The sequence below is a fragment of the Flavobacterium sp. genome (assembly GCF_017744675.1).
Taxonomy (GTDB): Bacteria; Bacteroidota; Bacteroidia; order Flavobacteriales; family Flavobacteriaceae; genus Flavobacterium.
This window is the reverse complement of record NZ_JAGIAV010000006.1, coordinates 402448-418250: the sequence shown is the minus strand read 5'-3', so window position 1 is coordinate 418250 and position 15803 is coordinate 402448. Positions and strand designations below refer to the sequence as shown.

General features: G+C 36.3%; 8 protein-coding genes. All 8 read right to left on the bottom strand.

Annotated elements, in window-relative coordinates:
* Positions 1 to 215 precede the first annotated feature (215 nt).
* Positions 216 to 1166 carry a M20/M25/M40 family metallo-hydrolase gene (locus tag J7574_RS20305; protein WP_290973036.1) on the bottom strand — a complete coding sequence of 317 codons (951 nt, stop codon included), beginning with the start codon at positions 1164 to 1166 and terminating at the stop codon, positions 216 to 218.
* Between the two features lie 159 nt (positions 1167 to 1325).
* On the bottom strand, positions 1326 to 2372 hold the full coding sequence (locus J7574_RS20300; RefSeq protein WP_290973034.1) for an exo-alpha-sialidase: 1047 nt from the start codon (positions 2370 to 2372) through the stop codon (positions 1326 to 1328).
* 142 nt (positions 2373 to 2514) lie between these two features.
* Positions 2515 to 4101 (bottom strand): SusD/RagB family nutrient-binding outer membrane lipoprotein, encoded by a 1587-nt coding sequence (locus J7574_RS20295; RefSeq protein WP_290973031.1) that lies wholly within the window; start codon positions 4099 to 4101, stop codon positions 2515 to 2517.
* 16 nt (positions 4102 to 4117) lie between these two features.
* Positions 4118 to 7204, bottom strand: coding sequence for a SusC/RagA family TonB-linked outer membrane protein (locus J7574_RS20290; protein ID WP_290973028.1), 3087 nt, complete (start codon positions 7202 to 7204; stop codon positions 4118 to 4120).
* Between the two features lie 263 nt (positions 7205 to 7467).
* Complete coding sequence (locus J7574_RS20285; RefSeq protein WP_290973024.1) at positions 7468 to 10128, bottom strand: glycoside hydrolase family 3 N-terminal domain-containing protein; 2661 nt, start codon at positions 10126 to 10128, stop codon at positions 7468 to 7470.
* Between the two features lie 16 nt (positions 10129 to 10144).
* Positions 10145 to 12388 (bottom strand): GH92 family glycosyl hydrolase, encoded by a 2244-nt coding sequence (locus tag J7574_RS20280; RefSeq protein WP_290973021.1) that lies wholly within the window; start codon positions 12386 to 12388, stop codon positions 10145 to 10147.
* Positions 12389 to 12399: 11 nt separating this feature from the next.
* Positions 12400 to 13884 (bottom strand): alpha-L-fucosidase, encoded by a 1485-nt coding sequence (locus J7574_RS20275; RefSeq protein ID WP_290973018.1) that lies wholly within the window; start codon positions 13882 to 13884, stop codon positions 12400 to 12402.
* Positions 13885 to 13943: 59 nt separating this feature from the next.
* On the bottom strand, positions 13944 to 15794 hold the full coding sequence (locus J7574_RS20270; protein ID WP_290973015.1) for a beta-galactosidase: 1851 nt from the start codon (positions 15792 to 15794) through the stop codon (positions 13944 to 13946).
* Positions 15795 to 15803 lie beyond the last annotated feature (9 nt).

Genomic DNA, 15803 nt, shown 5'->3' with positions numbered 1-15803 from the left:
AACTTAACTCATTTTGTGAAATTGAACAGGCATTAATTTCACTAGTCGACTTAATTTATTCCATAAATAAAATCTAATTTAATCTGCTGAAATCTTGTCAGATCTGCGTGAAATACTTTTACACGTAGATTTTTTCACGCAGATTTAAAAAGATTAAAGCAGATATACACAGATTAAATCTAATCCGTTGGATTAATAATATTTGATCCAACAACTCAATTCTGTTTAATAAAAACCAAAGCTTCTTCGTAATTGGCAATTTGTGTTAGGGCATTAAAAATATATTCTGCTACCAATGCTCCTCCGTCTGAATTAATCAGTTCGATATCGTCGTCTGGCGTGTGGTATTGCGGATGTCCGCCTGTATGAAAACCAACCGCAGAAATGGATTCTTTGTAGAAAGAAACATGATCGGAGCCGCCAACATCACCGGCGTGAATTACGGGATTTAATCCGCTGTTTTCTTGCAGTTTTTTCATCAGCTCTACTCCGTTCGGAAAAGTTCCTGCTCCGCCCATATAAAGCTCTTTTTTATCGTTTAATCTCCCGACCATATCCATGTTTAGCATCACTTTTACGGCTTCTTTTGGAATTGGAAGATGATTAATGAAATATTTTGAGCCCAACAATCCTTCTTCTTCTCCGCTAAACGAAATAAAAATGATGCTTCTTTTTGGCTTCATCTTCATTTTAGCAACTTCCTCCAAAATACACAGCAAAGCCGAAACTCCAGAGGCATTGTCATCTGCTCCGTTATGAATGGCAAATGTTTCTTTCTTTTTGCTTCCAGAACCTTGTCCGCCCCAACCCCAGTGATCGTAATGAGCTCCGATAACAATGTATTCGTTTTTCAAATTAAGATCTGAACCTTCGATATAGCCTACAACATTCTTCGTTGCTACAGAATCCGATTTCATTTTATTGATGCCTTCTTTGACAAAAATTTTGAATGGCTGATAATATGAATTACCGAATTCTTTTAAACCATATTTTTTAAAATACTTCTCAATATAAGCCGCCGCCTTGTTATTTCCTTCAGTACCGGGAAAACGACCTTCCAATTTATCCGACGAAAGATATTTATCGTGTTTATAAAAGGTCTTCTCCATTTGTGCATTCACGAAAGTGCAGCAAAATAAAAGAATTGCAATGAAGTGTTTTTTCATAATTAGATGTCTATAGAATGGAACGCGGATGATACGGATTGGCTTTGCGAAAACGCGGATAAACGCAGATATTACAAAAAATAAATTCAAAAAAAATCCGTAAAAATCAGCGTCTTTACGAAGTAAATCCGTGTCATCCGCGTTCCATCAACTCAAAGATTATAAATCAAAAGAGGTATGTTTTATATATTTTCGATCGTACGTATACAAAACGTGTATTTTTTTGTCTGTGGTTTGGATGATGGCTGGATAGCTAAATTCTCCTTTTTCCTGTTTTTCCAGATTGAATAATTTGGTCCAATTTAAACCGTCTTTAGAATATTCAACATCCAAAACATTTCGTCCGTTAAACCAGTCTTTGCCGATAGGAAGCGGATTATTTACTAATAAAAACAGGTTTTTATCAACTGTTAAGGCATCAATACCAGAATTTGAATTGATGACATTTATGGTGTTGGTTCTAATCCAGCTTTGGCCATTGTCTCCCGACCAGCTCGAAACCACTTTATTGTGTTTGCTGCGGCACAGCATCTGAATATCAGTTTTACTGTGAATTAAAAATGTTGGTTGAATGATATCAAAGTTCTGATTATTTTCTACGGCTATTTTCTTCCAAGAGTCTGTTGCTTCTGTGTATTCTTCAACATGCACACGCCATTCGTCTGTATTGACACTTTCGGTGCTGCTTCCGCATAAAATTACGCCAGGAGTCGTTTCGATTGGTTTGTTTCGAATTGGGCCTAAAATTCCGTTTGGAAGATATTTTGGTTCTCCCCAGGTTGTTCCGTTGTCTTTCGAAACAATCATAGCGCCAAACCATTCTCTCGGATTTTTTCCAATTTTATAAAACAAATACAAATTCTGGCTTTTGCTTTTAAACAAAACAGGATTCCAGCAAGGAAGTGTATCGCCATTTTTAATTAGTGGCTGAATCAAATTTTTAGGTGCCGACCATTTTTTGTCTTTATAAGCCGAAATGTAAATTCCGACGTCTTTTGCACCTTCATATTTTCCGCCAAACCAAGCTGCCAAAATCTCGTTTGGCTTATATTCCACCAAAGTCGATGCGTGGCTGTTTGCTGTAACAGGCGGATCTGCAATATAACTGCTTTCGATATTTACGGCTTTTATCTGAGCAATTATTTTATTAGAAAAAAGAAATAAAGCCAATAGCGCCGTAACAGTATATTTTGTCTTTACAATCATTTTATTTGGATAAAAATTATAATTATTTATAACGAATTAAAGCTGGGGCAAAATTCACTGCACTATTTATAAAACAAAAGGAGAGTTTCCTCTCCTTCTGCTCAAGTAACAAATCGATTGATTTTTTACTTTACCAAATTAATTATTTTGTGTCCCACCAAAGTCTTGTTCCACCAGAATCTGGACCTCCTAATTTAGAAATTCCTTCATCTACACCAACTTTGTTTGCTGAGTACTCATTTGTAGTATAAATAATTCTTTTCATCAAAGATTTACCAACTCCAGCATCTGGATTATCTGTGTTTAAAACTGGATAGATTACTTTCGCATCGCTTCTACGTAAATCTGCCCAAGCTTCCCAAGATTCTGGGAAAATTGCTAGGTATTTTTGAACCGCAATTTGAGTTCTTTGATCAGCAGTAGATGCAGACCAAGCAACTGGCAATTTAACTGGAATATCTTGTAAATCTAAAGTTGGGTATAATGTCAAGATGTTTGGCAATGTTGGTAATGTTACTCCATTGATGTATGCATTAACAGTTGCAGCCTCTGTAATTCCCCATTGAGCAAGAGATAATCTAATACCTGTTTCGTACAAAGTTTTAGCATCTGCTCCCATGTTCCATCCATTTAATGCTCCTTCTGCTCTACTCAAGTAGTTTTCTGAAGCCATAAAGATTTCAATGTTTTTAGTTTCGCTAAGTGTGTTATTAGGACCATTTCCTAAAACATCATTATTGAATTTAGAGAATTCTGTAGTTCCAAATTGATCTTCTAAACCTCCAACAGGATTTCCTCTGTATGGTCCTGTAGAAACTGGCGCAAACCATTTTGATAAACGTGGATCGTTGTAACCAACCAAGATACTTTCCATAGAAGCTGTCATTACATAACCCCAGCTGTTTACAATCATGTTTAAATTGTTTGGTGTAATGTTACTAGCTTTAAAGTAAGCGCTTTGATCATTGGTCTGCATAACTCCTGCAGCTACCGCAGCTTCTGCTTGAGTTTTTGCTTTTGTAGGTTCTTTATCAGAAATTCTTAATGCCAAACGTAATCTTAAACTGTTTCCAAAGATTCTCCATTTGTCAACACTTCCTGCATAAACTCTATCATTTGGGGCAAGAGAAGCAACTGAAGTTGCTGAAGTAGAAGTTAATGTTGCATTGGCTTCATCTAATAATTTAAAGAAATCGGTATAGATAAATTCTACACTGTCGTAAGGAACTTTTTCTTTACCATTAACAGCTTCTGTATAAGGAATTGGCCCATAAGCATCAACCATTTGGTTGTACATGAAAACTTTCCAGATTTTTAATACTGCAGTAGCTTCTGCATTTCCTTCAGATGCTTTGAAAGCATTCTTTAAAGCTGGAGCTGCAACAGTGTAAAATCTAGTCCATCCTCTACCTTCATATCCATTTACGAAAGCATTTCTTTCTGTTCCGTATCCACAGTTTAAGTAGTGGATAAAAGTTGATGATAAAATACCGGTTGCAATACCCCAAGTACCTTGATCATCTACTCCTGGTGACGAATAAGAACCATTATGGATACCTGCATATAGTGCAGATGCAAATGCTGGTCCAGCAAGTGTTGGGTCTAATTGACTCTCTGTAAGCGAATTCGGATCTGTATTTATTTCCTCGAAGTCTTTTGTACAACTAGAGAAAGTAGACAGCATCGCTATCGCAAGTCCTAGTGTTTTTATTTTAAAAGTATATTTCATGATATCTCTTTTTTAATTAAAATCCGAATTTAACATTAACTCCATAGTCTCTCGTTGAAGGAATGTTGAAAGATTCAATCCCTTGTAGGTTTCCTGTTCCTGCTCCCGCTTCTGGATCAAAGTGTTCTGCTTTGTTTAAGAAGAAGAATAAATTTCTACCTACTAATGAGAAATCGATACTTGTAAATCCTGAGTTACCTAATAAACGTTTTGGCATTGAGTAACCAAAAACAAGCTCTCTTAATCTGATGTTTGTAGCATCGTAAACGAATGGCTCTGCAATTGGAGTTCTTTGACCGATTGCTGTCCAGTATTGCTCAGCATTGATGCTTGTTGTGTTTTTAGTATAAGTTCCGTTTCCGTTATCTACAACACCATCCACAACGATTCCGCCATTTCTTCCTGCCAAGGTAATATCACTTACCCCTAAACCAGCTTGTCTAGCTTGAGTGTATGAAATCACTTCACCGCCAATTCTAAAGTCAACTAAGAAGCTTAAAGAGAAATCTTTGTATTTAAAGTTGTTTTTGAAACCTGCAGTCCAATCTGGGTTAAAGTTACCAGCACGAACATCAAAACCATTTGTAGCTAAAGGAATACCTGCACTATTTACAAGAATTTGTCCAGCAGCGTTTCTTTGGAAACCTTTGATGTATAAGTCACCGTACTCGCCACCTTCAACTACTTTACTTCTTACTAAACGTCCTTCACCAATTACTAATTCGTCACGTCCTTCAAAGATAGATTTTACTTTTGACTTATAAGAAGCATAGTTTGCTGTAATATCCCAAGTAAAGTTTTGTGTTTGAATTGGAGTTGCAGTAAGCGTAAACTCGATACCTTTATTTTCGATATCTCCACCATTTACGATTGCTCTAGAATATCCAGAAGATTCAGGAGTGTTGATGTAGAAAATTTGGTTGTTAGTCAACGTTTTAAAGTATGTAAAATCTAAACCTAAACGGTTGTTGAAAAATCTAACATCGGCACCAAACTCAGAAGAAGAAGAAATCTCTGGTTTCAAGTTTGGATTTGCTTTTGTGCTTTGTCCGTATAACATACCACCGTTTCCTCCGATGTATGAAAATCTTTGTTGCGTTTGATAAGGATCTGTATCGTTACCAACTTGTGCGTAAGAAGCTCTTACTTTTGCAAAACTAATTACTTCTGGCAATGTTACCATATCAGAGATAACTGCTGAAAGTCCGAAAGATGGATAGAAGTAATCACTTGGTAAAGTAGAAGACCAGTCATTTCTAGCTGTTAAATCTAAGAATAAATAGTTTCTGAAACCAATTTGACCAAATCCGTAAACAGAGTTAATTCTTTTTTCTGAAGCTGTAGAAGTAGATTGGATCGTTTGTACGTTTGATAACGCAAAGAAGTTTCTCTTACTTAAAACACCGCCAGATCCTAAAGATGAACTATTTTGTTGCAATGAACTCGCACCTGCATTAAGTCCAATAGAGAAATCTCCGAATTTTTCGTTGTAAGAAAGCAAAGCATCAACGTTTAACTCGCTAACTGTTTCATAAGATTCGCTGTAAGAACCCATATTGCTATTGAAAGCATTTGTTGCATATCTGTTTCTTACGTTTTTGTTTGTCATTTGGTCTAAACCAGCTCTACCTTGTAAGCTTAATGTTTTTGTAAACTCATATTTAAGAGACGCTAAACCAATAAATCTATTTCTTTTGTCTGTACGAGCATCATCTCTTAGAGCAGACCAGAATGGGTTTCCTCCAGGAGCTCCAGTCTCGTCAAGGAAATAGTTTACTTGTCTTTGTCCTGCAGCATCAAAATACTCAAAATCTTTGTAATCGTTGTAAGCAATACTACGAGGCAATAAATAAGCAGATGTTCCGATAGACTCTTCTCCAGTTCTTAATAAATTGTCGATGTCCTGAACGATATAGTTTGTTTTTACATCTAATGATAATTTATCAGAGATTTTGCTTGTCAATCTTAAGTTAAGATTGTGTCTGTCCAATTGGTTTCCTCCAACAATACCTTCAGCACGCGTGTTTGTATAAGAGAAATAACCTTGCGCTTTTTCGTTACCAGCTGTAACAGTCAAAGTGTTGGCTAAATTATAACCTGTTTTGTAGAAATCAATAACGTTGTTTGGCTGTGGCGAATAGCTTTGTGTCGCTGGTCCAGCATAATTTGGATTACGAACTAACTGCCATGCAGAAACCTGACGTCCGTCTAGAGGTGCTCCCCAGCTTGAACTTGAGTTAGAAACATAAGCACCATTTGTACCTTGTCCGTACTCATTTTGTAAATTCATCAAATTATAAGCCGAAGAAGCCATAAAGTTAGATGATAACGAAACTGAAGTTTTTCCAGATTTACCCGATTTAGTTGTAATCACGATAACACCATTTGATGCTCTAGATCCGTAAAGAGCTGCTGCAGATGGTCCTTTCAAAACAGTCATCGAAGCAATATCTTCTGGGTTAATGTTAGAGATACCATCAGGCTGTGTAGTTCCTCCTGTATCAATATCAGGGTTAGTTGTTGTTGTTCCGTTACTAATTGGCACACCATCTACAACATAAAGAGGTTGGTTGTTTCCGTTAAGAGATCTGTTACCTCTTAAAGTAATTCTAGAAGAAGAACCAACACCATTTGAAGTTGTAGAGAAGTTAAGACCTGCTACTTTACCAGAAAGTGAGTTAGCAACGTTTAATGATCTTGCTTCAGACAATTCATCTACAGAAACGTTTTGTGCAGAATAAGTAATTGCCTTTTTCTCTCTTTTAATACCAAGAGCGGTAACCACCACCTCTCCTAACTGCTGTGCATCTGGACCTAAAGATACGTTAATTGTAGATTGCGATCCAACAGCAACTTCTTTAGTACCAGATCCTACATAAGTAAAAACTAAAACTGCCGATTGATTTGGAACATTAATGCTGTATTTACCATCAAAATCTGATGAAGCACTTGTTCTAGTTCCTTTAACAATAATATTTGCTCCAGGAATAGGAATTCCGCTTTGAGCATCTGTTATCGTTCCTTTTACTGTTGTCTGCGCTTCTAGGCCTTGGAACCCAAAAAGGCATATGACAAACAGTAATTTTAGTACGCTTTTAATCATATTAGTTGTTTTTTTAGAGTTAATAACATGTTAAACTTAAGAATACATTCTGTTAACAAAATATAATTTCGACAAATGACATTTTTTCACAGGTGTTGGTAAATCTTTGGTCATTTATTGAAAGAAAACGTTTTCATTTGTAATCCTACTCTGCCTTATAAAAAAAGGCCAAAACACTATTATCTAATAGATTTTGGCCTTTTTTAATTGTATTCTTTTTTTTATCAAAGAAACGTTTAAAATTATGCGGTATTTAACGTCTTTTAGTTCGAAACTTTAAATTTGGTTTTTAACAGATCAGTCGAATTTCCACCTACCATAACTTCAAAGTCTCCTGGCTCTACCACAAACTGTAACTGCCTGTTATACAGACCTAACTCATCTTTTGTAAGTGTAAATTCTACAGTTGTGGATTCTCCTTTTTTAACATTTAACCTCTTAAAACCTCTTAAAGTTTTTTCTGGAGTCGTAACAGAACTGTAAACATCATTTACATATAATTGCACAACTTCGTCTCCATCCAGATTTCCAACATTTTTCACATCAACAGAAACTTTTACTTCTCCATCTGGTTTAATTTCGTTGGCACTGATTTTTAAATTCGAATATTCAAACTTCGTATAGCTTAAACCGTAACCAAAAGTATACAATGGATTTTCGCTTTCGCTAACGTATTTGTGAATCGCAGATGGTTTTTGATTGTAATATATAGGTAACTGCCCAACTGATTTTGGAACTGTAATCGGCAATCTTCCTCCAGGATTGTAATCTCCAAATAAAACATCGGCCACAGCTCTTCCTCCAAATTCTCCTGGGAACCAACCTTCTAAAACTGCTGGGATATTATCTGCAATCCAATTTGTAGAAAGCGGACGTCCATTTAAAAGCACACAAACTACTGGAGTTCCTGTTTTTTGGATGGCTTCAATCAATTCCTGCTGCATTCCGTGTAAATCTAAAGTAGCAGCATCTCTATTTTCTTCAACCAATTCGTTTGATTCTCCTAAAACTACAATGGCAACATCTGCTTTCTTAGCGGCATCAATTGCTGGCTGCATGTTTACTTTTTCTAAATTCCAACGCAAGTGAGCTCTGGCTCCCCAGCCTCCTTCCCACATTTCAATGCGGACTTTATATTTCTTTCCTGCTTCAATATTTTTTGGAGTGGTTACAATGCTTGTCGCACCTTTTGTCCAGTTGTCGATCACCAATTGATCGTCAACCCACATTCTGATTCCATCATCTGAACTTAAGCCCAACCAACCGTCAAATGATTTATCTGATTGAATATAACCTGTCCAACGAATAGAGAAATCATCCACATTGACACCATCACCAGGAGCCCATGGCCAGTCAAATTCTAATTGGTTGTCGATACGCGTTAAAGCTGGAGTTCCTTCTAAATTTCTATTATTAAAATATTCTCCTTTTAATCCGTTTTGAGATCCATCAGAAGTAAATAAATATTTAGATGGAATAGCTTGTCCTTTTATAATCAAAGGCACGCCTTCTTCATAAACCACATTGGCTGTTTTTCCCATTACTTGCTGCACACCTTCAAAAACGGTTACTCCAACACTGTTTTTAGGAGCATAACCTCCCATTCTCGAAGCATTAGCATTCGGTCCGATAACTGCAATATTTTTAAGATTTTTACTTAGTGGTAAAATATTGTTTTCGTTTTTTAATAAGACCATCGATTTATGAGCCGCTTCTAAAGCAACAGTTTGGTTTTCTTTGGTATGAAAACGCTCTTTAATCAGGTTTTTATCGGTATACGGATTTTCAAATAATCCCAATAAGAATTTCAAACGCAAAACTGCTCCCGCTGCACGGTCGATGTTTTCCATTGTCAATTTCTTTTCGTTTACCAATTCAATGATGGTATTTTGCCAGAATTCGTTACTGAAATCGTAAAACTGCATATCAACTCCCGCAGAAACCGCTTCTCTAATACTTTCTTTTGGAGAATCAGAAACTTTATGAGTCGTTTGAATGTATTTAATAGCGCCTAAATCTGAGACTACAAGTCCTTTAAAACCCCATTCGTTTCTTAAAACATCTGTCAACAACCAGTGGTTTGCCGCACAAGGAATTCCGTCCAACTCCGAATACGCACACATAGTTCCTAATGCACCTCCTTTTGTAAATGCTTTTTGGAAAGAAGGCAAATGATCTTCTCTAACTGAACGTTCTCCCACTAAAATTGGAGAAGAATTTCCTCCCGCTTGTGGAATACCGTGAACCGCAAAGTGTTTTGGCTCGGCAATAATAGAACGATCTGATTTTAAATCGTCTCCCTGCAATCCTTTGATGAATGCCAATCCTATTTCGCTATTCAAATACGCATCTTCGCCAAAAGTTTCAGCTACTCTTCCCCATCTTGGTTCGCGGCCTAAATCTAAGTTTGGACCAAAACCAAAATGAACGCCATGCGCTCTAGCTTCCATACCGATTACTTTACCCACTTTGTCCAAAACAGAAGTATCCCAAGTTGCACCAAGTCCAATGTTCATTGGGAAAGCGGTACTTCCTTCATCTAAATAACCGTGAAGCATTTCACACATAATCAGAGCAGGAATTCCCCAACGGTTTCCTTTGATTACATTGGTTTGAAGATCGTTGATCATTTTCGCTGAACGCGGATAAAGATCATGAATTGCTCCGATTCCTAATTTTCCGATTTTTTCAGCCGATTTACCTTTAGCAAAATCTTCTTTTTCTTTAAAAAAATCTCCTCTATACATATCCATCTGACGTACTTTTTCTTCAAGTGTCATACGGCTTAACAAGTCTTTTACTCTGTCTTCAACAGGCGCTTTCGCATCTTGATACAGATACTTTTTCTGGGCGTGTACTTGGTTTAAAAAACCAACAGCCATTACAAAAATAATGGCTGTTTTTCTCATTCTTAATTGTAACATAGTTGTGTGTGTGTGTTTAATTTTGGATCACTTTAAGCTTTGTACCATTCACAAAATCATCGTGCGAAATAAAAAAGCTGTTAAGTGTTTTTCCGTTTATCTCAATCGAATTGATTTTTCCATCATTATTGATTTGTCTTTCAATTACAATGCTTTCTTTTTTATAATATCTTGGATCTAATTTGATTATCACTCTATGAAACATTGGCGTTGTAATCGCGTAAACTGGATCTCCTGGAGAAATTGGGTAAATTCCCATCATCGAATACACCAACCAAGCCGACATTGTTCCTGTATCATCATTTCCTGGCAATCCTTTTGGGCTATTTTGAAAATATTGTTTCACCAATCTTTTTACATTTTCCTGAGCTTTATATTCTTCCCCTTTTACATAATTAAACAGATACGGATTGGCAATGTCTGGCTCGTTTGCCATATCAAATTGTTTAGTATCGAAGATTTTCTGCAACTGCGCTGAAAAAGCTTTATCCCCGCCCATTAATTTCATTAATCCCTTGATGTCGTGAGGAACCATAAAATTATACTGATAAGCATTTCCTTCTATAAAACCAACATTTTCTTCAAAATTAGCTCCAGATGTAGGATCAAAAGGTTCGTACCAATCTCCATTTGCAGTTCTTGGGCGAAGTAAATTCAGATTTTTATCGAATAATTTTCTGTAGGATAACGAACGATTATAAAAACGTTTTACATTGTCTTTGTCTCCAAATTCGTTGGCCATAAGCGAAATAGCATGATCTGAAATATTGTATTCCTGAGTGGTCGAAACGGGACCTTTGCTGTCGGTTGTCAAATATCCTTTTTTGATATAATCTTTCAATCCCGGACGAAGCGGGTTATTTTCAATATTATCGGCGCCTTTCAACATCGCATAGTACGCTTTACTAACATCATAATCACGAACTCCTCTCAAGTAAGTATCTGTAATAACAATACTTGCAGGATCACCAACCATAGTAAAAGTTTCAGTCGAATTCAATTCCCATTTTGGTAACCAGCCGTTTTCATCAAACATATCCAACATACTTTTTACCATATCAGATTGCTGTTTTGGATAAACCAAAGACATTAACGGATGCACATTCCTATACGTATCCCATAATGAAAATACGGTATAACGAGTCCCTTCGGTTTTACGAATTTTAGTTCTTTTGATTACTGGATATTCTCCGTTAATATCATTTAAAGTATTAGGATGAATTAAAGTATGATACAATGCCGTATAGAAAATTGTTTTGTCATCCTTGGAGCCACCTTCAACCATAATTTTCGATAATTCTTCGTTCCATTCGTTATAGGTTTCTTTGTAAATTGCGTCAAAAGATCTGTTACCCACTTCTTTTGCTAAGTTTTCACGGGCATTTTCGATACTTACGTACGAAATTCCGATTTTAACTTCAACCGTTTCCTGTTTTTCGAATTTATAGGTAAAATAAGTTCCAATACTATCTCCTACAACAGTTTTGATGGTATTATCCATCATTCTTGCTTTTCCGTTGTAACCCATCCATTGTGCTTCAACACCGTTATATTTGGTAGGCTTTTTCCAAACTCCGAATTTATCGGCAGGTTTAGAAAATTGAGCCACAAAATAAACTGGGTAAGCATCTTCTGGGCTGTTGTAACAAAACGAACCAACCGAACGCATTCCTTCAATTTCTGTAGAAGAAACTACTTTTATCATGGCTCCTTCTTCATTTGTTAAACCTAAACCAAGATTTAATAAAATATTAGACTGCCCTTTCGGGAAAGTGAATCTGCTAATCCCAACTCGTTTTGAAGCTGTAAATTCTCCTTTTACTTTATACTTGTCAATGTTTACGCTGTAATAAGCCGCCTTTGCCACTTCATTAGAATAAGTCGAACCGTATTTTAAATGATCGATTTCTACTTTTCCCGTAGTTGGCATCAATAAGATAACGCCCAAATCTGGACAGCCAACGCCACTTAAATTCACTTGACTAAATCCCGTCAAAAAAGTATTTTCATTCACATACGGATTAGAAAGCCACTGGCTGTCTTTTTCCATCGGAGTGTTTTTTACTCCAGCCACATTAAACGGACTAATACTTGCCATTCCGCGCGGTGCAATCGGGCCTGGAAATGCTGCTCCGTAATTGGAAGTTCCAATTATGGGATTGACAAAATCGGCAGGCTCCTGCGCAAAAATAGTAATGCTAAAAAACAGCATGTACAAAATACATGCTGTTTTGAATTTGTTTTTATTATTTAAAACCATAGGTTTCCTTCTTATCTGTTAATCGCTTCAATTTTTAAAGTCCAAGCTTCTTTTGCTGGAAGATTGTTTCTTAAACTTTCTGGAATAAGTACTTTAAATCCGTTTCCTTCTTTGGTCCATTTTAAAGAAGTTTTAGAGCCTAACATGGTAATTTTTGTTCCTTTTTTAGGGCTAATCGCTTTTACTGTAACTTCAGCAGGAATTTTATCTTCTCCTTCTTTAGCTAAATAAAAGGCAAATACGTTACCCGCTTTATTTTGTGTAAAACAGATGTTTTCTTCTTTGTAAGGCTCGATTGGTTTGGTGTTGTAAATCGCTGTGCTGTTTACTTTCATCCAATCTCCGTAAGCTTGCAACAAGTCGTAAGCACCTTTATCCCATTCTCCTTCTGGGCTTGGCGCAACGTTTAACAATAAGTTTCCACCTTTTGCCACAATATCAATTAACAAATGAATTCCTTGTCTTCCTGTCATATAAGTAGCGCCTGGAGAATAAGACCATCCGCCACCAGCTGGAATACAAGATTCCCACGGATAAGGCAACGTTTTAGCAGGAACACGTCCTTCTGGAGTTAAGTAGTTTTGATTTTTACCGTGAACTGCTCTATCTACAACAATTAAACCTGGTTGTTTTTGACGTGCTTTTACAACCAATTCGTCCATTTTCGGATCTTGATCTACCACTCTGTGTTTAATGAAACCATTTTTAGATTCGTTTTCTGTAAACTTCTCATCGTAGTTTTCTTTAATGTTTACTTGGTCTCTTTTTCTAACCCATCCTCCATCAAGCCATAAAATGTTTACTTTTCCGTAGTTGCTTAAGATTTCTAAGATTTGGTTATGCGTGAAATCAACATATTTCTGCCATTTTTCTGGATATAAAGCAGGATCGTAGTTTACGTTTCTGTCGAATGGAGGAAAGTAAGGATCCCAGTAATTTTCGTTGTGCCAGTCTGGTTTAGAAAAATAAGCTCCTGTTGAAATACCTTCTCCTCGAAAAGAATTGAAAATCTCTTTTAAAACATCAGCTTTTGGATTGGTATGAAAAGGAACCTCTTTACTCGTAATTTTATAATCAGAATATTTAGTATCGTACATATTAAATCCGTCATGGTGTTTTGTAGTGAAAACCATGTATTTCATACCCGCATATTTGGCTGCTTTTGCCCATTTTGCAGGATCAAATTTTACTGGATTAAACGTTTTTCTTAATCCTTCATAATCGGCAACGTATTGATTGTAATTGTTTGGATTACTCCCTTTTTTACGCTCACACCATCCGTAATCTTCCGGACAAATAGACCAAGACTCTACAATACCCCACTGGCTGTAAGTTCCCCAGTGCATTAGCAAACCAAATTTTTTGCCTTGCCATTCGTCTAAGTTTTTCAACACTAACGGATCTGTTTCTGGTACGTATCTTTCATCTTCATATATCGCCTGAGCAAATATCTGAGCTGAAAATAAAAGGGCGATTATGAATATTCCTTTTTTCATCTTTAATCTATTTATTAGGTTTTATTTATTCTTTTGTTTTTTGTTTAATAGTGGTATTCTCAGTTTAATTTTTCAAGTATCGGCTGATCTGTAAAAGTTAATTCTGTTTTGCTATTCTCATTAAGTTGCTCCAATACAACAAACTTATTTTCACCTGCTTTCAACCAACAGCCTGGTACATACAATGTTTGTTGCGGTCCTACTTTCCAGTAGCGACCAAGATTGTGGCCATTAACAAATACAATTCCTTTTCCCCAAGCTGTCATATCAAGAAAACTATCTGCTGGTTTATTTATGTTCACAATAGATTCATATAAAACTGGACGCCCTGATTTTACCGTTTCGTTTTTAATAACTGGCACTTCATTCATCGGCATTTTATACATTTCCCAACCACCGCTAATTTCATATTCATTTATAAAAACTGGAGAAATAATACCTTTAGTATTATGTACTATTTCGGCTCCGTAATTAATACGCCCCATATTTTCAACTAGAATTTCTAAACTGCCGTTAAAAGGAATCGAAACTGTCAACTCGTAGTTTTTGAAAACTCTATTTAACTCGCCCACGTTAACTCCATTTACATAAACTGTAGCAAAGTCTCTCAACCCCTCAATTTTTAATTTGCCAGAAATGGGTTGAGTAAATCTTTTTCGATATAAAACATATCCATGCCCTTGACCCAATTTTTCAAATGTTAAGGGCTGGTCATTTACAACAGGTTTTTCTTTTTTTATCCAACTTAAAACATCCATACTAGATTTGATAGGCTGATTAGGATATTTTATAACTGGAATTTTCTCTGGAATCGATGCTAATTTTGTTTTAGAATACTTTTGCATTACTTCACGTATAGCCATAAATTTTGGTGTTGCCCAACCTGCTTCGCTTATTGGAGCATCATAATCATAGCTTGTAATATCAGGCTGAATATCTCTTTCTTCATTATAATTTGCTCCAGAAGTAAATCCGAAATTAGTACCGCCATGTGCCATATAATAATTAAAAGAAACACCTGCATCAAGGTACTTTTTAGTTTGGTTTGCAATCTCCTCTGATCCAATTTTAACAAATGGTTCTGCCCAATGATCCAACCAGCCAGGATAAAATTCTGCCACCATATATGGCCCTTGTCCTTTATGGTATTTATCTACTTGCTTCTTTAAATTATCAATATTTGACTCTCCATTTGCTGTTGGCAAAACACCTTCGACCGTACCGCCTTCAAACAGCCAACTTCCGTCAGAAGTAAAAAAAGGCTCTGGAAATCCAGTTTGTTTAAGTATATTGTAAATTGCTGTTTTGTATGCTTTATGATCCTCAGCTTTAATATCTGTTCTTTGAGAAACATACGAACCAAATTCATTTTCAGCCTGAACCATAATAATTGGCCCTCCTTGATTGGCGAAAAGCCCTTTTACCTCTGCATACAAATGTTCAAGATACGTTTTACAAGCTTCTAAAAATGCTTTGTTATTGGTACGAATTACTAAATCTGGGTTATTTTGCAACCACCAAGGATATCCTCCAAATTCCCATTCACCACACGCATACGGACCTGGCCTAAGAATTACATACAAGCCTTCACTTTTGGCAATACGTACGAACTCTGCTAAGTCCCTATTTCCTGTTTTAAAATCCCATACACCTGGCTCTATTTCGTGATAATTCCAAAACACATAGGTTGCAACAGTATTCATTCCCATAGCTTTAAGCATTTGCAATCTATGTCGCCAATACTCTTTAGGAATACGCTCATAGTGCATTTCTCCTGAATGTATTTTAATAATTTTCCCGTCTTGCTGAAATTCTCCATTAGAAATAGAAAATCCTTTGGTTTGCGCCCAATTAAAAAATGGCATCACGCAAATCAATAATATCCCGAGCTTAAGTAGTATCTTATTCATTTTTTAAAA